At 42.2% G+C, this 21227-nt stretch carries 20 protein-coding genes; 3 read left to right on the top strand and 17 right to left on the bottom strand.

Annotated elements, in window-relative coordinates; genetic code table 11:
• Positions 1-4 precede the first annotated feature (4 nt).
• The 15 genes from HUO09_RS14375 to HUO09_RS14305 all read right to left on the bottom strand — a co-directional run bounded on the left by HUO09_RS14375 (position 5) and on the right by HUO09_RS14305 (position 12339).
• Positions 5-949, bottom strand: a complete 945-nt coding sequence (locus HUO09_RS14375; protein ID WP_188234410.1) for a type II secretion system F family protein — start codon at positions 947-949, stop codon at positions 5-7.
• A 3-nt stretch (positions 950-952) separates the two neighbouring features.
• Positions 953-1921, bottom strand: coding sequence for a type II secretion system F family protein (locus HUO09_RS14370; protein WP_188234409.1), 969 nt, complete (start codon positions 1919-1921; stop codon positions 953-955).
• 11 nt (positions 1922-1932) lie between these two features.
• Positions 1933-3423: a CpaF family protein gene (locus HUO09_RS14365; protein ID WP_188234408.1), complete on the bottom strand. Its 1491-nt coding sequence runs from the start codon at positions 3421-3423 to the stop codon at positions 1933-1935.
• Between the two features lie 17 nt (positions 3424-3440).
• A complete protein-coding gene (locus HUO09_RS14360; RefSeq protein ID WP_188234407.1) occupies positions 3441-4661 on the bottom strand; it encodes an AAA family ATPase in 1221 nt (406 codons plus the stop codon).
• Between the two features lie 20 nt (positions 4662-4681).
• Positions 4682-5173 carry a TadE/TadG family type IV pilus assembly protein gene (locus HUO09_RS14355; RefSeq protein ID WP_188234406.1) on the bottom strand — a complete coding sequence of 164 codons (492 nt, stop codon included), beginning with the start codon at positions 5171-5173 and terminating at the stop codon, positions 4682-4684.
• A complete protein-coding gene (locus HUO09_RS14350; protein ID WP_188234405.1) occupies positions 5170-5610 on the bottom strand; it encodes a TadE/TadG family type IV pilus assembly protein in 441 nt (146 codons plus the stop codon). The genes HUO09_RS14355 and HUO09_RS14350 overlap by 4 nt, the downstream gene beginning before the upstream one ends.
• Before the next feature lies 1 nt (position 5611).
• The gene (locus tag HUO09_RS14345) at positions 5612-6955 is read right to left on the bottom strand and encodes a pilus assembly protein TadG-related protein (RefSeq protein WP_188234404.1); all 1344 of its coding nucleotides are present in this window, start codon (positions 6953-6955) and stop codon (positions 5612-5614) included.
• A gap of 12 nt (positions 6956-6967) precedes the next feature.
• Entirely contained in the window at positions 6968-7222 is a 255-nt protein-coding gene (locus HUO09_RS14340; RefSeq protein WP_188234403.1) for a hypothetical protein, read from the bottom strand.
• A 12-nt stretch (positions 7223-7234) separates the two neighbouring features.
• On the bottom strand, positions 7235-8722 hold the full coding sequence (locus tag HUO09_RS14335) for a type II and III secretion system protein family protein (protein WP_188234402.1): 1488 nt from the start codon (positions 8720-8722) through the stop codon (positions 7235-7237).
• A gap of 8 nt (positions 8723-8730) precedes the next feature.
• The gene (cpaB, locus tag HUO09_RS14330) at positions 8731-9477 is read right to left on the bottom strand and encodes a Flp pilus assembly protein CpaB (RefSeq protein WP_188234401.1); all 747 of its coding nucleotides are present in this window, start codon (positions 9475-9477) and stop codon (positions 8731-8733) included.
• A complete protein-coding gene (locus HUO09_RS14325; protein WP_223159457.1) occupies positions 9474-10850 on the bottom strand; it encodes an ATP-binding protein in 1377 nt (458 codons plus the stop codon). Before HUO09_RS14325 ends, cpaB begins: the two co-directional genes overlap by 4 nt.
• A 33-nt stretch (positions 10851-10883) precedes the next feature.
• Positions 10884-11387, bottom strand: coding sequence for an A24 family peptidase (locus HUO09_RS14320; protein ID WP_188234400.1), 504 nt, complete (start codon positions 11385-11387; stop codon positions 10884-10886).
• A 17-nt stretch (positions 11388-11404) separates the two neighbouring features.
• On the bottom strand, positions 11405-11581 hold the full coding sequence (locus HUO09_RS14315) for a Flp family type IVb pilin (protein WP_188234399.1): 177 nt from the start codon (positions 11579-11581) through the stop codon (positions 11405-11407).
• Positions 11582-11708: 127 nt separating this feature from the next.
• Positions 11709-11888 (bottom strand): Flp family type IVb pilin, encoded by a 180-nt coding sequence (locus tag HUO09_RS14310; RefSeq protein WP_188234398.1) that lies wholly within the window; start codon positions 11886-11888, stop codon positions 11709-11711.
• A 217-nt stretch (positions 11889-12105) separates the two neighbouring features.
• Complete coding sequence (locus HUO09_RS14305; protein ID WP_188234397.1) at positions 12106-12339, bottom strand: hypothetical protein; 234 nt, start codon at positions 12337-12339, stop codon at positions 12106-12108.
• Positions 12340-12401: 62 nt separating this feature from the next.
• Here HUO09_RS14305 and HUO09_RS14300 point away from each other — a divergent pair, with 62 nt between their 5' ends.
• Positions 12402-13148, top strand: a complete 747-nt coding sequence (locus tag HUO09_RS14300) for a helix-turn-helix transcriptional regulator (protein ID WP_223159456.1) — start codon at positions 12402-12404, stop codon at positions 13146-13148.
• A gap of 123 nt (positions 13149-13271) precedes the next feature.
• Positions 13272-14957: an AMP-binding protein gene (locus HUO09_RS14295; protein WP_188234396.1), complete on the top strand. Its 1686-nt coding sequence runs from the start codon at positions 13272-13274 to the stop codon at positions 14955-14957.
• A 65-nt stretch (positions 14958-15022) separates the two neighbouring features.
• On the opposite strand, the gene fusA is transcribed toward HUO09_RS14295, so the two are convergent.
• Together fusA and radA are read right to left on the bottom strand one after the other, a co-directional pair.
• Positions 15023-17110 carry an elongation factor G gene (gene fusA / locus HUO09_RS14290; protein WP_167410871.1) on the bottom strand — a complete coding sequence of 696 codons (2088 nt, stop codon included), beginning with the start codon at positions 17108-17110 and terminating at the stop codon, positions 15023-15025.
• Positions 17111-17308: 198 nt separating this feature from the next.
• On the bottom strand, positions 17309-18688 hold the full coding sequence (radA, locus tag HUO09_RS14285) for a DNA repair protein RadA (protein WP_188234395.1): 1380 nt from the start codon (positions 18686-18688) through the stop codon (positions 17309-17311).
• Positions 18689-18816: 128 nt separating this feature from the next.
• On the opposite strand from radA, the gene HUO09_RS14280 reads away from it, so the two are divergent.
• Positions 18817-21165 (top strand): PilZ domain-containing protein, encoded by a 2349-nt coding sequence (locus HUO09_RS14280; RefSeq protein ID WP_188234394.1) that lies wholly within the window; start codon positions 18817-18819, stop codon positions 21163-21165.
• Positions 21166-21227 lie beyond the last annotated feature (62 nt).

Raw genomic sequence — 21227 nt, 5'->3', positions numbered from 1 at the left:
TCCTTTATTGCCCGAAAGCTTCCATTAAACTGATAATTGCAGGTCCGAGTACAACAATAAAAAATCCTGGCCAAATACAAACCAATAAAGGAAAGATCATTTTGGTTGGTATTTTAGCTGCAATCTCTTCCACTTCCTGATTTCGTTTATCACGGTAATCTTCTGTGTAATCGCGTAATGTTTGAGACAAGCTACCGCCGATCCTTGATGCATGAGATAGCATACTGATTAAACCAGCCAATTCCTCAACACCGGTTCGTTCAACAAACCCTTGAAATGCTTCTGACATATCAAAACCAGCCTTAATTTTCAGGCAGACCGTATCCAACTCATCGGCTAGATCCATATGAGACATACCAAGTTCTTTTGATACTCGCATCAAACCAGCATTTAAGCCTAAGCCCGATTCGGTACATACCACTAACAGGTCGAGCATATCAGGAACACCTGCACGGATACGTGACTGGCGTTTTTTAACCAAGTGTCTTAAAAAGAGATTAGGGACAAAGAGACCTACCGCCACGCAAATGATTAAAATAAACAGCGGATTTTGCTCACTGTCTGAGAACGTGTAATAGAGAACTCCGGCAAAAAGCCCGATGAGTGTAGAGAGTGTTTTAGTCACATAGAAGTAAGTGAGTGCCGTTTCATTGTGAAATCCTGCATGCATCAGTTGATGACGCACCGTTTCTTTATCTTTAACATTACTGGTAGTGAATATAGGCGACAGAGTTTCAAGCGCATTATCAATTTTGCTATTTTTCTTTGTAAGCTCTACTTCCATTTTATAGGTCTGTAAACGATTACGAACGCTAGACTGTTTAGATCGGCCAAACACAAGTAAAAAGAAAGTAATTACGACCAAAATACTGGTGAACATAACCATCAGCAGAATCAGGTTCTCTTCAGTTAATTTGAAGTTCTGTAGATAATTGACCAGCTCCTGCATACATCAAACCTCGAAGTTAATAATTTTTCGTATCCACAAAGCACCAATAAACAACCCTATACCACCATACATTAATAAGCGGTGGCCTCTAGGATCCATATACAGAGGCTCCAAATATCCGGGACTAATAATACTTAACATAATAAAAATAGCGAAAGGCGCTAACATTAACACCCAGGCTGACATTTTACTTTCAGCAGACAAAGTTTTTATTTTTCGCTGCAACTTAAATCGAGCACGTAATACTTTTGAAACTTTGTCTAAATTTTCAGCGAGATCCCCGCCAGTTTCTTTTTGCAATAAAACCGCACTTGAAAAGGCAAACATTGATACGGTTGGGTTACGTTCTACCATTTGCATCATGGCTAATCTGATGTCGTAACCATAATTTAAAAGATTAAAGGTATTCTTAAATTCACTTCCTATTGGTTCTGGTAATTCCTTGCCGACTTCATTGAACGAATATGTAATAGGATGTCCAGCGGATAACATACGCTTCATAATATCCAGAGCATCAGGGAAAAGTTCTTCAAATCTACTTAACCGTTTTGATATTTTTCCACTAATAGCAAAATACAAAACCAGCCAGACAATAAAACTAACCATAAAAGCAATATAGAGCTCAGCGCCTAGGAAAATAAAAAGAAACAAGGACAATACTTGGCTGATAATAGTATAGATAACCACTTGCGTTAATGATTTTCCAATGCCCGCTAGCTCTAGATTTTTTTTCATATTGGCGAAATAGCTGTAGCTCACCAATTTTTGGTCTATTGGAGACAAGCTTTTAATGTAATGCTCATTTAACAATGAGCGACTTTGTTCATCGACCTGAGATTGGCTTTCTTTCAGCCTTTTACTAATGGCTTTATGCTTCGCTTTGTTTCCCGCAGCTGGCATTAAAAAAGCTTGAGAAATAAGAAAGACAGCAACGAAGAGCAGTGCGAAAAAATACAGCGAATCTTGTTCCATTGCCTATCTCCTTATTCAAACGTCTCGTTGAAAATGTCATAAGGCAAATGCCAACCACGTTTAGAGAGTGAGTCATGGCACTGAGGAATTACTCCTGTTGCAGTAAAATATCCTATGACATTCCCTTCTTCATCCATACCTTGGCGTTGAAACTTAAAAATTTCTGACATAGTAATAATATCGCCTTCCATCCCATTGATTTCGGCAATACTGACCATTCGGCGTTTACCGTCTTCCTGACGCTCCATCTGCACAACCAAATGAATAGCTGAAGCGATTTGTGCACGTAAATTCTTAGTCGATATATTCCAGCCAGCCATAGCAAACATATTTTCAACCCGACTCAATGCATCACGAGGGGTATTGGCGTGAATGGTTGCCAACGAGCCGTCATGCCCCGTGTTCATTGCTGCCAACATATCCACTGCTTCACTGCCACGTACCTCACCGAGTACTATTCGGTCAGGTCGCATACGTAATGAGTTTTTAACCAGATCCCTTTGAGTAATCTCGCCTTTTCCTTCGAGGTTTGCTGGGCGTGTTTCCAAGCGCACAACGTGGGGTTGCTGCAATTGCAACTCAGCGGAGTCTTCTATGGTAATGATTCGGTCATCACTCGGTATAAAGCCAGAGAAAATATTTAACGTGGTGGTTTTACCTGAACCAGTACCTCCAGATATAAGGATATTGAGTTCACCTTTTACCGCAGCCTCAACAAAACGCGCCATCTGTTCCGAGATAGAGTTAAAAGACAATAGGTTTTCCATTGTCAGTTTATCGACAGCGAAGCGACGAATAGATACCGAAGGACCATCTAATGCGAGTGGAGGAATAATCGCATTCACCCGAGATCCATCAGCTAGGCGAGCATCCACCATTGGCGAAGATTCATCGATACGACGACCTACCTGACTAACAATCCGATCTATGATGCTACGTAGATGACGATCATCAAGAAAGGTATAAGGTGTTCTTTCCAGTTTACCTCGCCGTTCGACATAGACACTCTTTGCCCCATTGACCAAAATATCTGAAACCGTCGAATCATTTAAAAGGGGTTCTAAAGGCCCTAATCCAAAGACTTCGTCTTCAATCTGTTTAATGACACGTTTACGCCCTTCTGCACTCAGAGCATGACTTTGATCTTCCGCCATTAGCTGAACCACAGCATCATGAAGATCTTTTTTAGCCCTGTCTTTCTCTAAACTGGACAGTAGTGCCAAATCTAATGTTTCAAGTAGACGGCGATGATAATAGTGCTTAGTCGCTTGCTCTTGTTCTAGCTGCTTTCGAGTGTCATCTATTTGTTTATTTTTAGCTTCAGCTTCCCGTAATTTGCGCTGAAGTGGGCTTTCATCTTGTTTTGGAGCCCCAGCCTTTTCTTGATTTCCCAATGTAGGACTAGATTTAGGCTTTACTTGTAAGTCAGCCTTCGGAGGACTTTCTTCTTTTAAAAGCTCCTCTTGGAAATCAGAACTAATATTCTTACGTTTAAAAAACATACTCTCTCCCTAATCCATCAGGAAAATAGACGTTTCAGCCACCCTTTTTTCTCTTTAACTGGCGCTAATGTCTGTGATAAGTCGGCTACAGATTTTGTAATTGAACTGCCTTTTCTCGACTCGACAAATGGCTTACCTAAGTTGGCACTTTCAATAGCAGCTTTAAAATCATTAGGGATAACATGTATTGGAACTCCTGAAATTGTCTGTTCAATATCTTTTAGTCGTATTTGCTGACGTTTTTCATAACGATTAACAATGATTTCAATTTGATCGCGCGGAATTCCATATTCAAAGGTCATCGCTTTTAGAATACGAGACATGTTTTTAACAGCGACTAAATTTTGCTGTGTGACTAGAAATGCTTTACTAGCTCGCGACAAAATGGGCGAAAACATTCGGTCAACACCACCGGAAAGGTCAACAAATACGTAAGGATAAAATTCCAACAGCGTTGGTAATAGCTTCCCCATTTGCATTGCTTTATCAAAATTCTCATTATGATTTTCATGTTTAAAGCTTAAAACATGCAAGCCCGATGGATGCTTTGAGACTAACGCATGCAGTGAAATTTCATCCAAATCAGAAGCGTTAGCGATAGCATCATTAATGCTATAAGCCGGATTAATATTGAGATAATCCATCACGACACCGAAATGAATATCCAAATCCAGTAATAACACTTTCTCTCTATGCTGCATGGCGACTTCAACTGCTGTATTTAGAGCAACGGTTGTCGCACCAGAACCACCTTTAGTGTTAATAAATACAAACAACTGCCCTAATTTTCGTGCCGCTATTTTTTCTTCAGCTACATTTTTCAACAAGGGCATCAAATCCAAAACTGATGCTTGATCGGAGATAAAATCTGTAGCACCTAACCGAAGAGCTATTTTTAAAGCACCATTATCACTCTCGTCTCCGAATATAATTAATGAGGTGCTCACCTCACTATCTTCGATCATCGGCCCATCGTAGTTTTGCAATTCCACCACTTTTTGTGCCCAATTCGGACCAGTTTCAACAAAAATAAGATCGGGTGGAGTAAAGTGTTTAAAACTATCTGCGACAACACCATGAAGTGATATTGCTTCAAAATTTAGACTATTACACTGAGACAGCTCATTCATCATATGTAGCTTGAATGCATCACTTGAATACAAAATCCATATAGACAAATTGGTCTTTATGCGAATGTTATTGCTGTCACTACGAGACAATTTAACTGCTTCTCCCATAGAGGCTCCCTAGATTTTTTTTATTTGCAGTCAATATAAACACCGTCACCTGTTGATGGATCAAGTCGCCCGACCCCTAATGACTCCGCGGCTAGCACAGTTTCAAACGCAGGTACTGATATAACACCATTATCACCAAGAAAATTCAGTATTCCCGACAGGCCGTAGTTGTACTCAACCACTTGCGCTCTAACAAAGCGAATTGGTGCATCATCGGCCAAAATATTAGGTACTGGCTTTCCATCTGCATCCAAATAATCAATTGCCAGATTTGCATTAGTAAATCCTTTGGGCACAAACTCTGACAATGCCAAACTTTTTATCACATCACCGTCATCCACCTGACAAACGGTAGCAATACGAGCCGCTCTGCGAGTTAAGTCATTCAGAGCTTGTAAGTTAAAAGTAAAATAGCCCAGCTCCAAAATGGCAAATACAAGCAATAACAAGGTGGAAGCGACGAGTGTGAATTCCACTATGGTAATACCATACTGATTACGTAATCTCCTCATGGCGCAACCCTCATCACTGCTGAAGAACGAATAGTTAATTTATCCAGCGCATCGATAGGCAGCAGATTAAGAATAGACTGGTAGTCATAGTTCGCACTGATCACCACGTAATTACCTACAGGTGTCACCGAAATGTTCTCCCATTTCAGTGAATCTAGAATCGGCGTAGGTATTTCCCCTTGATCAAAAGATTTCTTGCCGTACATCACCATGTTCTTTATGTCGGTGTCATTAGCAATAGAACCTGATGTTGCTGTTCCATATATATCCACCACCGCATAACGCGCTGCATTTTGTACCGATTTGTTCAAGGTACTGTAACGAATAAAAGCGTTTCCAAATTCAATGACGACGGTAAAGATAAATAGCAAGACAGGTAACGTCACCAGAAACTCAACGGCGGCAATACCCGATTGTTTATCGACAGAGCTACGCATTTCAGGACTCCTTATTGAAAGGATCGTCATAGAGCACAATACGATAAGTCCCTAAGCTATTGCTGACACCGTTATAAGGAACATTCGGCGTTGGGCATTTTTCCAAATACTCTCCGTAGATCTCTTGTTTATCCCCATTGTTGGTCGGTGCTCGTTGCAACAAGAAAAAACAACCTACTGATTTCACATTGTAGTCACTAGCCCCAGTTGGAGATGGGTCACCATACGCATCGGCACTGCAATCAATAATAGGTACCGCTAAACGGCGACGGTCGTTTCCTGTAGCTTGGTATTGCTCATAATTAAAAGTGAGATCTTCTTGGCTATTGAGTGGATAATCTGCCAATACCGCTTCATATTCAGCAACCTCAGCGTCAGTAAGTTCTTTGTTATTTTTAGGATTAACATTGGTCGCTAATGCCGTTTCCGCTTCCGCTATTTTTTCAAATACATCGGTTATCGTATTCACATCCTTATGATCAAGTTTATAAAGATCACTTAGCTCAGCTTCAGTCGTATTTGAATCGGCAGGAAAATCAGCCGCTTCAAGGTTCGATTTATCACCAAAGCGCATATTGAGCCCGTCACCAACCGGCCCTATTGTATTACCCGGTTTTGACCTCACAGTATTACCAACGGAAGCACACCCTTGAAAGCTACCGGCAAGTTGCTCAGATAACTTATAGTCAGTGTCATAATTGAGTAGTTGAAAGTTACCAGCCCCCATATCAGATGTATTCGTAGCCAGTTTAAGAGCATAAACACTGTTGTAGTCAAAACCTGAGTTAGCGGTGTCACTTGCGTCCATTTCACATACAGCCATTGGAACCAGATTACAGCTACCGCCGCCTGCACTTGGGCCCGCAACGGCGCTGGCTGACAACCGTTTATCAAGGCCAAACAGCTGCATGACAAAACTGTTTAAAGCTAAGTTGCTTACCGCAACCCTCACATAATGATCATCGCCAGCAGGATCATACCCACCAGTAAAATCCGCTCGATTTGCTAGGGTAATATTGACCTCAACCGGAGCGGAAACAAAATCTAACTCGGTATTTCCATTTGCCGTCGCCATTTGTGCGAGGGCATCTTTGGCTGCCCCTGACGCGATAGCAAGAGCGCTTGCGGCTGTGCCGTTGGTAAAGTCAGAGCGATCAAGAACCAACGCCGCAGCTAACGCGGCGGAGTCAACACTGTTTTGTAACTTAGTACGGTTCATGAGCGCATGGTTAATATCAACCGCTAGTGCTGCAATCCCCATAAAAGAAAACAGTGCGATTGTCACAATCACAGCAACCAGACCTCGCTGTTTTCGCATTCCGCGAACTGGATGGTGTGTTTTCATATTGGCCTCAACTTATTTGGCAAATCCCACTAAAACTTGGCTCTTTGCACTATCTATAGACTCACCTTTCTTACCTGTGTAAGTACTATAAATACCTTCCATTTTTTCACCATTACCGGTTGGTATAACAGCCAAATTTTCTAAGGTTGCATTCGGGTTATAAATTTGTTCCTGCCTTACTTGAGCCACATAACTCCCCATAGGATGAGGGTTAGAACAACCTGTAAGTACCAACATTGACGCGATCATTAGCAACAAGTATTTCATTTTGTAATCCCCTTACATGTCATGCCCAAATGATCCTTCACTACCACCTTTTTCAGAATACTCGAGTGCTTGTGAATTTTCTGACTTCGCGTGATGAATTTCGTCTGGTTTCTTCAGATATGCCCCCTTACCCAATAGGTAATATTTGACATCATTAGGCTCAACGAAAGCATCAGTGGGTAGTTTAATTTTAGAACGATCGATAGGTTTCGCCAGTCTAGGAGTTACGAGTATGACGAGTTCTGTTTCCCCAGAAATATACTCTTTACTACCAAATAGTTGCCCTAATACTGGCACATCACCTAACCCCGGAACTTTCGAAGCTGAATCTCTGACATTTTCACTAAGTAGACCTGCAATGCCAATCGTCTGACCATCAGCTAACTCAATTGTCGAAGAGGCACTGCGTCGAGTAATAGGAGGGATATAATATGTAGCGTTTGTACCCGAAGCGCTCAATGACAGGCTTGTAGAAGTCGCAATTTCACTAACATCTACCGCCAAATTTAAATTAATTTTCTTATCGCTCAACACTGTTGGGGTAAATTTCACGCCCACACCATACTCTTTGTATTCGATAGTAATACCATCTTGGTCTGGCACTGGTATAGGGAACTCCCCTCCAGCCAAAAATTCAGCGTTGGAACCGCTTAACGCTGTTAAATTTGGCTCCGCAAGCACTTTAGCTACCCCTGTTTCTTTTGCGATATCCAATGCCAATGTAAACAACGTATTTCCGTCAATAAACGAAGACAACAAACCGGTACTATCTACAGCCGAAGAAGAAAAAATTGGCGCAATAAGGTTGGACCCACCAGGTTGTAAAGCAGGGAAAGAGCCAATTCCGCCACCAGTAGTTGTTCCACCTATGGAGAACTTGCCATTATTTTGAAAGAAGTTGAAATTGGTGCCAAAGCGGCGAACCAAACTGCGTTGAACTTCAGCAACGGTTACTTCAAGCATCACTTGTTGTGCGCCACCAATACTCATTAAGTTGATAACACCTGTACTACTCGCTTGAGAGTTTCTCGACCCTGTTTCATCATCAGCCGCTTGACCTGCTGCGTAAGTTTCCGCTAAACGCAACGCTAAGTTCATTTTTTCTAAAGAGCTCACTTGCCCACTAAGTATCAATCGATTTTGAGCGCTTTGCACATTGATCGTTTCCTCTGGCAAAAGTTCAAATAGCTTAGCTTTTAAATTATTAACATCATGGGTAACTTCAATATTAATTGACTCAATCAATTCACCTCTACTATTCCAAGCCATTAAGTTGGTTGAGCCCAGTTTTTTGCCGATTAAAAACAGTTCATCCGCCTTCAACATTACAATATCGAGAACATCAGGGTCGCCCAACGACACTCGTGTCGCTTTGCCTGCTAATTCGACAAAGGTCGATTTATGATGGGGAACATTCACTGTTTTACCACTTTGAGTTGCTGCAACACTCGTTTGAGTCAATCCAAAACATAGTGCCAGTGCAATTATTATTTTTTTCATCACTCACCTCACTCCCTGACCCGAACACTTGATGAATTCGTTCCTTTAATGATTGTCACTCTCGGAGCGACATACGGTTGAACCACTTTAGGCTCTATGGCTTGAGGATTACGCAGAGCCAGTTGTATTGCCCCTCTCGTGTTCGCACTGAGCAATTTTTCAGCTTCTTTCGGGGTTAACTCAAGAGTTACAGCTCGAACAATAATTGGTTTGTTTTCTTTGGTTCGCGCAGTCTGGTCTACAGCTAACACTTTAATGTCTTTTAAGACCGTGGTCGTGGATGCAGAATTTTGCCCATATTTGACGGTGTTAAGTATATCGACGCGATTACCTGGAAGAAGGAATCCGGCGACGCCTATAACATCATTGACTCGTATCGTGACAGCGCGTTTATCTTCAGGAATTAAGGTGGCAAGCGTTGCACCTTGCCCTGGAGCGTTTACATGTTGAGCAATAATGATCTCATCCGGGTATAAATTGTCTGCGGCCACCATGCCAACTAACTCCGCTACATCGGTAAACTGATTCTCCGAACGCCACGATTTTTCAAGCAATTTGGTGGTAAAATGCTGCTCGTCGAGAATGGTTCCGGCGGGCACTTCAATAGCAGCCACAACAATGGGTTCTCGCTCAACGACTTCTACCTCTGTTTGAGGTTGCGATTGCCTGTCCATCCACTGCTTAGCAAAAAACACCGCTCCCAAACCGAAGATAATTGAAAGTAAAAATAACAGGATTATTTGATTGCGACTCATCGAGCGCCTCCTCCTTTACCATCCGCAGTGAAGTAAACTTCCCAAGCCCGTGTCAATATTTCCGGCGTAATAACAGGATCGGCTTCTTCAAATGCTATGATGTCTCGACTGATTCCTATGATGTCTTTCGGTAGACAAGGATAAAAACCCACATTGTGTATCCTATGTAAGTCATACAAACTATCAAAAGATGCTGGTTGAACGGTTAACGATCGACCACTCGCCATGTTTTCCCACAGAGCGTGGTATTCAGAACGTTCGAGTGGATGAAATTGAATTTTGTATCCCAACCGGCGCAGAAAAGCGGGGTCACTGATTTTTTCAGGATCTAGATTAGTAGAGAAGGCTAGAGTAAGAATGAATGGAATAGTGATTTGTTGGCCATTTGGTAAGGACAGATGGTCAAAAAAATACTCCATTGGCACGATCCAACGGTTCAAAATAGTATCGACTGGCATAGGCTGACGTCCTAGATCGTCGATCACCAATATTCCGTTGTTCGCCATCATTTGTAGCGGAGCCATCCACACCCGATTGTGCTCAGAATGATTGACTTCCAACATATCCATAGTTAATTCACCACCAACTTGAATACTAGGCCGTTCGCACAACACCCAACGACCATCATACTGGTCTTTGTATGTCAGACTGATCGATGGTGAATCTCTACTCACCACTGGCTTATGGTGCTGCTGAGATAAAACTTTGATGATATTTCCTGCGGCATAAACCGCGTAGGGAACATAAACCGAGGTGTTGAGCGAATTGAGCAACCGAGTCGCTACATAAGTTTTACCAGTACCCGCATCGCCATACAGTAACAACGCACGGCCGGAATTAATGGCAGGACCTAAAACCGAAATCATCCTCTCAGCACCAAATACATCACTCATTGCACGAGTAACATCAGGACGAGTGACTAATTTGGCACGCACATCTTGCGCCTTTACCATGGCGTTATAATCTTGTAATGAAACTGGCGCAGGTCCTAAATAGGCATCCCGCGCAAAAGCGTTATCCGCCTCCTGCATCCCTGTTTCTGATAAGCCATAACGAACATGTCCCGATGACTGGGCTAAATAAGTGTTAGATTCAGCTTGGTAGACCTCTACTAAGGATTTTTTACGCAATACTGCAATTAACTCTTCAATCATATGGCTGCTGATTGCCATCAAGCGAGTAAGCTGCAAAATGTCAGATTTAGGGTAAGCTGCTAACTGTTTAAGCAGTAAATTCTCAAGTACCGCTTGAGGAATATGTAGCTCATCGAACGTGGTTGGAACTTTAGGCGCAGTAGCCTGAGGGGTCAAAACTCCTTTTTCGCTTGGTTTGATCTTTACAACTTCGTTGACTTCATTGACCTCTGATTCCATCTGAGACTCCCCTGTCTCTAAAAAGATTAACCGTTATGAAAAATGAGAAAAATAACTGTTAATAGCTAATGCCACAATCATCACCGGAGCAAGAGGCATATAAGTTGCGTTGGATTGCATTGGAGTCATACTACTAAAACTGACACTTACCAAAACAGCTTTATATCCCCAGTAGCCGTATTTAGTTCCAGAAGATAAATGTTTAAGTAACTGATACATAAAACCAATGAATACGCAGCTAAAGGCAAAAGCAAAACTAAAAAAAATAAGTTCCTCCCACCCCACTAAATAACCAATTACTGCTGCTAATTTAACATCGCCGGCGGCTACTCCACCTACTATGTAAATAAGCAACATAAAGACAAACAACACACTAAAACTGATAAGCCTCTCACTAATATCAACGGGCGAACCGAATGAAGATACAATCCCCAAAATTAACAGTATTAATACCCAAAAATTCGGAATACGCTGCTCGCGAGCATCAAATACACCTATCAAGAATAAAACTGACCAAACTGTAACTTCCATAATCATAATAAAGCCAATGAACTTTAAGGGGACACTGCAGTGTTCAAGGTAGAAAGCTTTCCAGAAGCGGTAACTCCAAAATTTTTAAATCCAACCACTAAAATAGCAATAACCAAAGCCCCAGCAACCACATATTCGACGGCACTCAAGCCACTTTCGTCATCCCAAAACAATCGACAACAATCTATTGGATTAGACATGTTGTAGTTTCCTTTTACTTAGCGAAAATAAACAACAAGGTAAAGAAGTAGGGTATTTAAACCTCTAGATTAAATACCCGTTGTGTAGTTACAAAGCTAGCGTGAGAGCTAAATCAATCACTAGTTATTATGGGGCTGTTATAGAGGTATTCAGTGTACCCAATTTAGCAGAAAGGTTAGTTCCTAATAATTTAAAACCAGCCACTAAAACAGAAATCACTAGTGCACCTGCAACAACATACTCAACAGCACTAAGACCGTCTTCGTCTGCCCAAAAGGCTTTAACTTGCTCAATAAACTTATTCATTAGAGGCCTCCTAATTAAATGGCTCATTTCTAATGTAGTGAGTTCTTAAGTTTACAGTTAGGACTTTTTTGTTCTCTTTTGGTACTTTCTTTTACTGCAAAATCATATTGGCTGGAAAAAATGCTCGAACTTTAGGATGAATTTGTACTAATCATTTGGGGTTATATTTATCACCAAGCCTTTACGAAACGAGTTTCAGAGATATTGATACAAGAAGTTAGCTCTGGGCTTGTTCCCTATATTTCAGACCAAATACTAATACTTGTACTTTCTCATTCTTGAAATTATTAAAAATAATTACATCTGTATTATGAAGTAACATCACTATTTCTATTCCCATCCGCCCACCTTTTCTAAAGAAAAATACTGCAACTTTTGGATGAAGACTTGCACTTTCCTGCCATAACTCTACGCTTACCTTGTTATGACAAAAATCTGACAAAGCTGACATTTTCCTGACAGACCAAAATTAAGAATCTAGTTGTTTATCTACGGAAGGATAAAAACTCACTTATGGCAACAAAACATGTCGCTCACTGGCTAGGAAGCCCAGTAATGCAATTACCAAAACGAGTGCAAGAAGCATGTAACTCTGTCTTTACCGTGATTGAACACGGCAATGATGTCTCTGTTTTGAGCGAACCTAACATTCACTACGCTGTATTTTTTCTTCACAGAGATAAATGCCAAGAGTTATTGCTCACAGCACTGAGGATTTGTACCAACCTGAATAAATATTTAGTCATTATTCACGAAGGCAATTTTTTGAATTCAATTAATAAAAACGACGCGATTTTTGCCATTGTGGATATATCTAAAGAGGATCCAAACATTGCAGCAAACTTAATTAGCGAGAAGCTTAGCCTTAGTTTTTCCTCCGGTCGAAAAGCCTTTGATCACAGGTTACAACATACACCAGTGTCTCCTCACACAATGAGCAAAGAGATGTTGGACATTTTGCGTCACATTGATCTCAACCTCACTCAAGAAATTCGAGAAGAAGATGTCGCCAGCTATTGCCACTACTCTATTTCCTATTTCTCCAAACTGTTCAAAAAAGTCGTTGGTGTGAGTTTTAGAGATTATATTTGCAGTAAGCGAATTACGCTCGCAAAGCGGCTTTTACTTGAAGAACCAGATGCGAAAATCGCCTTTGTGGCCTATCAATGTGGATACCACGACGTATCCTATTTCTCTCGCATTTTTAAGAAGAAAACGGGGATCAGCCCAGGAGTGTTCAGACAAATAAATGCTCGTTAAATTTACAAATTTTCACGTTTTGATCTTTTTCGAACCAGCAAACCCGTGCTAATGTTAGATTGATTAACATTTTTATAACAATTATTATTTTTATAACCAAGCGCTGTTGTATGGAGTTCGAACATGATTCTGCCAAATGAGTCACATCAACCTTATTGCTCTCTCCCTCCACCAAACGAAATGATTTTAAAATGGGCTGAAGAGCGTCCTAATGACGTTTATCTGAAACAGATAATAGACCGAAAATTCGTCGAATTTACTTATGCTGAGGTTGCGGACAAAGCTTTAAGATTGGTCTCTGCTTTAAGAGCTCTCGGAGCTAACCCCAGTGATAAAGTCGCCCTTATTTCTAAAAACTGTGCAGAGTGGTTTATTTTCGATCTAGCGATGATGCTCGGCGATTATGTGAGCGTTCCTATTTTTCCAACCGCTGGAGCAGACACTATTGAATACTGCCTGAACCATAGTGGCTGTCAGCACTTAATCATAGGCAAGCTAGATGATAATGAAGCTGTTATTGAAGCTATGAAGGCAACCCCGAACATCGTCAGTATCGCTTTACCTTACAGTTCAGCTCCCAAATGCCAATACGAGTATCAAGAGCTAATTAAACAGTACCCACCAAGCTCGGAAAGAGTACAGCACCACGATGATAAGTTAATGTCATTGGTATACACATCCGGAACCTCTGGTCAGCCCAAAGGTGCGATGCTCACCTACGGAGCATTCACTTGGTCCGTTCAACAACTGATCGATCTGATTCAAATCGAAGACAATGATCGTTTGTTCTCTTATCTACCTTTGGCACATATTACTGAGCGTGTGTATATTTTCGGCACCTCAATACAAGGTGGGGTTCAAACTGCTTTTCCTGAGTCTCTTGATACGTTTATTGAAGATGTCAGAATGCATCGCCCAACGTTCTTTATTTCAGTTCCACGTTTATGGACGTTATTCCAACAGAGAATTTTAGATAAACTCCCCCAAAGAAAGCTCAACTTATTACTGAAAATTCCATTTGTGAACTCAATAGTAAAACGCAAGATAGCCGATGGTTTAGGGTTAGATAAGGCGAGAATATTGGGTTGTGGTTCTGCACCGGTTTCCCCCTCTTTGCTTAGCTGGTATCACCAAATCGGGTTAAACATTACTGAAGCTTGGGGAATGACGGAGTCTTTCGCCTACAGCACCATTAACTACCCTTTCCGTGCAGACAAAATTGGTACCGTAGGAAATGCTGGTCCGGGAGTGAAAATAAAGATCGCTGAAGATGGCGAGATTCTTGTTCTCAGCAAAGGGCTTTTCTCTGGTTACTACAACAACGATATAGCGACTAAAGAGTCGTTTGATAATGATGGATGGCTTCATACTGGTGACATTGGCTCGATAGATAGCGACGGCTATCTCAGCATTCAGGGTCGCAAGAAAGACACCTTCAAAACAGCAAAAGGTAAGTTCGTAGCACCAGTACCTATTGAAAAGAAACTGTTTGAATATTCGCGCGTGGAGATGATGTGCATAATTGGCTTAGGCTTACCTGCACCAATATTATTGGTGGTTCCTCACGCATTTCCCAATTTTGACCGCTCGCGATACGAAAGAACAACCGCGAAAATCATCAAGCGCATTAATTCTGAGGTAGAGACTCACGAGCAGATTAAAGGCGTGTTGATGATCAAAGAACCTTGGTCGATTGCCAATGGTATCCTCACTCCGACATTGAAAATTAAGCGCCATGTTTTGGAGAAAAAATATCACGAAATTGGACATAACTGGCCTAAAGATCAATTGATCGTCTGGGAAAAATAAACCGAATAAAACAAAAGCCCCATCAGCTTTCACTGATGGGGCTTTCTTATAACAGTTACGAACTATTATTTCTTCTCGTTACGCTCTTTAACTTCAGCGATAACTTTCTCTGCTACGTTAGCAGGACATGGTGCGTATTGTGCGAACTCCATAGAGAACTGACCACGACCAGAAGTGATAGTACGTAGGTGACCGATGTAGCCAAACATTTCTGATAGAGGAACGTCTGCTTTAATACGAACACCAGTAGCACCAGCTTGTTGGTCTTTGATCATACCACGACGACGGTTAAGGTCACCGATTACGTCACCAACGTTGTCTTCTGGAGTGAACACGTCAACTTTCATGATTGGCTCTAGAAGTTGAGCGCCAGCTTTTGGCATAGATTGACGGAATGCGCCTTTCGCTGCGATTTCAAATGCGATTGCAGATGAGTCAACTGCGTGGAAGCCACCGTCGAATAGTTCAACTTCAACGTCAAGCGTTGGGAAGCCAGCAAGAACACCGTGCTCCATCATGCTTGCGAAGCCTTTTTCTACTGCAGGCCAGAATTCTTTTGGTACGTTACCACCAACAACTGTTGATGAGAACGTGAAACCAGAGTTTGGCTCACCAGGCTTGATACGGTAGTCGATCTTACCGAACTGACCAGAACCACCAGACTGTTTCTTGTGCGTGTAGCTATCTTCAACTGCTTTAGTGATCGTTTCACGGTAAGCAACCTGAGGAGCACCAACAGTCAGTTCAACACCGTAAGTACGCTTAAGGATGTCTACTTTGATGTCTAGGTGTAGTTCGCCCATACCTTTAAGGATGGTTTCACCTGAATCTTCGTCAGTTTCAACTTGGAAAGATGGATCTTCAGCAACCATTTTACCGATCGCAATACCCATTTTCTCAGTAGAACCTTTATCTTTAGGCGCAACAGCGATAGAGATTACTGGTTCTGGGAAGATCATTGGTTCCAGAGTACATTCGTGTTTTGGATCACATAGAGTGTGACCAGTTTGAACGTTCTTCATACCAACGATAGCGATGATGTCACCCGCTTGAGCTTCAGTAAGTTCTGTACGCTCATCAGCTTGCATCTCAACCATACGGCCGATACGCTCAGTTTTACCTGTTGCTGAGTTAAGGATTGTATCACCTTTCTTCAGACGACCAGAGTAGATACGAACGAAGGTTAGAGCACCGAAACGGTCATCCATGATCTTAAATGCTAGCGCTTTAAGTGGTTGATCTGCATCAACGATTGCTTTTTCGCCTGTTGGCTCACCAGTTTGTGGGTCAGTCAGGTCTTGTGGATCAACTTCTGTTGGGCTAGGTAGGTAATCTACTACTGCATCAAGAACAAGTTGCATACCTTTGTTTTTGAATGCAGAACCACAGAATGTTGGGAAGAACGCTAGGTCACGAGTACCTTTACGGATACAACGTTTGATGTCTTCGATAGAAGGCTCTTCGCCTTCCATGTAAGCCATCATTAGATCATCGTCTTGCTCAACTGCAGTTTCGATCAGCATTTCACGGTACGCTTCAACATCGTCAACCATGTCTGCTGGAATTTCTTTGATTTCGTAGTTCTCTGGTAGACCAGTGTCATCCCATACGTACGCTTGACGGTTTAGGATGTCAACAACACCAACGAAATCGTCTTCACGACCGATTGGTAGAGTCATAACTAGTGGGTTTGCACCTAGTACGTTTTTAACTTGATCAACTACGTTAAGGAAGTCTGCACCCATACGGTCTAGTTTGTTAACGAAAATGATACGTGCAACTTCAGATTCGTTCGCGTAACGCCAGTTAGTTTCTGACTGAGGTTCAACACCGCCAGAACCACAGAATACACCGATACCGCCATCTAGAACTTTAAGTGAACGGTATACTTCAACTGTAAAGTCAACGTGTCCAGGAGTATCGATAACGTTTAGACGGTGATTTTTCCATTCACACGTTACAGCTGCTGACTGGATAGTAATACCGCGCTCTGCTTCTTGTTCCATGAAGTCTGTAGTAGATTCACCATCGTGAACCTCACCAGTTTTATGGATTTTACCAGTAAGCTTAAGAATACGCTCAGTGGTAGTGGTTTTACCCGCGTCAACGTGCGCGAAAATACCAATGTTTCTGTATTTCGATAAATCTGCCATTGTCTTACTCTGTTAATAGGATATAAAATGCGCGCAGAGTATATCACAATCTGTCAAGACTGATACCCCCGCAAGCCGCTGCCCTGAAAAAATATTTAACTACAGCTAATGATCGTGAAATATAGGCGATTCCATCCCAAGACGCGAGCTAATTCAAAAATATTTTCTCTACTCTTATCTTTTGGGAATGATACCTATCTAAAGTTCATCGAATGCTTCAATAGCCTCTGAAAGCTTCTTCACTCCATGAATCTGCATACCTGCTACACCACCTTTAGGCATGTTCGCAGCAGGAACAATCGCTCTTTTGAAGCCGTGCTTGAACGCTTCATTCAAACGCTCTTGACCACTTGGTACCGGACGAATTTCTCCAGCAAGCCCCACTTCACCGAAAATAACCACATCTTTTGGTAACGGCTTGTCACGAAAACTGGATAACAGAGCCATCAATAATGCTAAGTCAGCGCTGGTTTCCGTTACTTTCACGCCACCCACTACATTAACAAACACATCTTGGTCAGCCATTTGTAGTCCGCCGTGTTTATGTAAGACCGCTAGCAGTAGTGACAAACGGTTTTGCTCCAATCCCACTGCGACTCGTCTTGGATTAGCTAACTGCGAATAATCCACCAGCGCCTGTATTTCAACAAGCAATGGACGAGTACCTTCCCACACCACCATCACTGAACTTCCGGAAGTATCTTCTTCTCCACGAGAAAGAAAAATGGCAGATGGGTTACTCACTTCGCGCAGACCTTGGCCTGTCATAGCAAATACGCCAAGCTCATTGACAGCGCCAAAGCGGTTTTTATGGCTGCGTAAGGTTCTGAATCGCGAATCTGAACCACCGTCGAGCAACACTGAACAGTCAATAATGTGCTCCAACACTTTGGGCCCAGCTAAAGAGCCATCTTTCGTTACATGACCAACAATAAACACCGCAACATTGTTCTGTTTGGCGTAGCGGGTCAAAGTCGTTGCGGATTCCCGTACTTGGGCCACCGTTCCGGGAGAAGACTGAACATCGCCAACATGCATCACCTGAATAGAGTCAATCACCATAATTCTTGGCTGCTCTTTTTCTGCTACCTGACAAATTTTATCAACGTTGGTTTCTGATAGCATTTTCAGGTGCTCTTTAGGCAACCCAAGCCGAGAAGCACGCATAGCGACCTGCTGAAGTGATTCTTCGCCAGTGACGTAAAGCGTTGGCATTTGGGAAGACAGCAAACACATTGTTTGTAATAAAAGTGTAGATTTACCTGCGCCAGGGTTACCACCAATCAAGATAGCAGCTCCCGGAACAATACCGCCACCGAGCACTCGATCTAACTCTTTAAAACCACTGGTAAAACGAGGAACTTCTTGTAGATTGATTTCTGAGAGTGTTTGAACCTGCGATTCTGTAGCACTTCCCGCATAACCACTGAGGCGCTCATTACGCGCAACCTGTGGCGAAGCGGCCAGCCTTACTTCAGATATGGTATTCCATGCGCCACAAGCGTTACACTGACCTTGCCAACGGGGAAAATCTGCGCCGCAATCGTTACATACATAAGCGCGTTTTGCTTTTACCATGCTTCCTCAAATTCATCTAAGTTGTGACACAGAGACTTTAATAATATGTTGAATCAATGCAACATATTGCTAAAGAAATCATTATCAATGCCGATTTTATTAAGTGGACATTACTCTAACAGAAAACTATGCAGCAATCTGAAATTCTCTCCCTCGCTGAACGGCTTATTCCCGCTTATAAATCAGCCGACTTTGAGCAACTCCTGAATAAATTCACGGGGGGGCAGCCTCCGTCTGTCAAACTTTTGGTAAAGATGGAGCTGAATCGTGTCATGGCTCCCTGTACCAAAAGCATTGATTTACGTGGGCGAGTGCAAGGTGAATGTAGAGAATATGAGTTAGACGGGCGAAAGCATTGGCTGGATGATGTTGCCTTTAATACTTATCACAAGAGCATTAAGAAATTTGGCGGTTACACCGAAGGCGTTTGGGAAAACTTAATTAACACCCGCAACAACTTTCGTGTAATGAAGCAGAAAGGCACAATGAACAAGGGCAAAAGTGCCACTGTAGACGGCAGCTTTGAAGTTGAGCCAGTTAAGTTGGGGTACGACCTTAAACGCTTAGAAAATCGCTTAAAAATTAATACTCAGGTAAAAATCCATTTGCCAAGTACTGAACAAGTTGTTCATGGATTGAGTGTCGATTTGTCAGCATCTGGCGCTAAATTCAAAGTCCCCTCGGCGTTCAACTACAAACTTGGCGATACCATTTGGGTTCAATTCACCGAACTCACTAAAAGCACTAAGCTCGAAGAACTGAACAAACCGATTGAATATCGCGTTCTTGGTGTCGATGAATCTTACGACAATGACTCGATAAAGTATTTGCGTGCTTTGAAGTTGTCGGATAGTCCAATTATTGAAAAAGTGATAGAAGAGTCACTGAAAAATAATAGCCAGAAAGCTCGCCACGATAATCAAGACAAAATTATTCGCGCTAGGACTCGCGGTTACGAACACATCTATCTAAAACATACCTGTAACTTACCAGTATTTTTCAGTGGTAGTGAACTTAAGTTGGCGTTACTCACTGAGAATAACCATCCTATCTGGCAATATTGGCATGATGAGCGTAACCAACAATCTTTAAGCAGCTTGTTCAATCAGACTCGTATGGACATGCTCACTAAGCCGGGCGTAAGCGGCAGCAATAATGTCCTTTATGCGTTTAAACACGAGCACCAAGATAAAACGTTCTTCTTTTCTATGATGATGCCTGAAGCCACAAGCGACCAACGTAAACTGTTCTGGCATGTTGGAGCCCGCAAAGAGAGTTGGAAAGCTTTTCGTTTATCAGTGTTCGAGCTTTCTCAGGCAGAACGAGAAGAGCTGGCTAATCATTCCAGTGAACTCGCAAACCAATCGCAAAAACTCACTCACTGCGGAGTATTACAAGAAATCAGCGATTTCAGCTCAGCGAAGGACTATTTATTAGTCGACAAACCTCAGTTACCAACCAGTGACCTCAATCCATTTAGGCACCCTCGTAAGGTTATTGGTTCGCCGACAGGTATCTATTTTGATGCCCGCTCACGCCGCAAAGAGCCTCGTTACACACTCAAAACACCTGTAAACATCAGTCTAAATGAACAATTGCTGGGAGAAGGCGCTTCTGTAGACCTTTCAAAACGAGGTCTGAATGTAATTGTGAATACTCCTTTGCAATTAAAAGCGGGAGACATGATCAACATTGATTTTCTCGAGCTGAAGCTGTACGACAAAAATTTGCCACTCAATCATGTTCCATATCACGTCATTCGCATCAGTCCAGAAGGGCAACGTCTGCATCTGATGATCGATGAAAATGCACAAACAATGAAAACCATCGCGTTTTTCAATAGCATCATTGAAAGCAATCAAGACAAGTTAAAACCGAAAGAAGAAGTTTTGCCTAGCCCACAACTACTCGAGGGCTTACACAACATCCTGCTCGATAAGATTGTCAGCGCACCAATTTTTGTCGAAAAAAGCGGTCCTAGCCTGAAACCTAAAGTAATTGGGGTAAATTACCCGCTTCCTGCTCATTTGGCTTTGCTGGCGAAACTGGGGCAAGAGGGTCAAATATCCCTAGAGCCAATCTTCAAAGGTCACACCAATACCTTACTGGCAACCCCAATGAAGCGAATTGACGGGGCTGAAGCTCAATACAATGAAGTGTATATTGCTGCACTCAAGTTTGGCTCACGTATTCAGTCTATTGAAACCCGACTGTTATCCGATTTTGCCAATACGAAAGAACGTATTAAGTTCATTCAGAAAGCACAATTTATGGGCGAAATTATTATTCTGCGACTTTGCGGCGCTCCTGTTTTTGACCCGTTCACGGTACTGCTAAGGCGCGATATTGATGAGTTGGCACAAATCAGTCTCCATCAGGCTAAAAACTTGGAGAAAGAAATCAGCACCATTGTTGGCTACGGCGAGATTATCGATATTACTGAAGAAGTTCTTATCCGCTTAGAGTTAACCAACTGATATTCTTTTGTTTACCGCAAATAAAAATCCAGTGCCTCAGACACTGGATTTTTTTATTCATC

This window comes from Vibrio sp. Y2-5, assembly GCF_014596725.1.
Lineage (GTDB): Bacteria > Pseudomonadota > Gammaproteobacteria > Enterobacterales > Vibrionaceae > Vibrio.
This window is presented reverse-complemented; position numbering and strand designations above follow the sequence as displayed.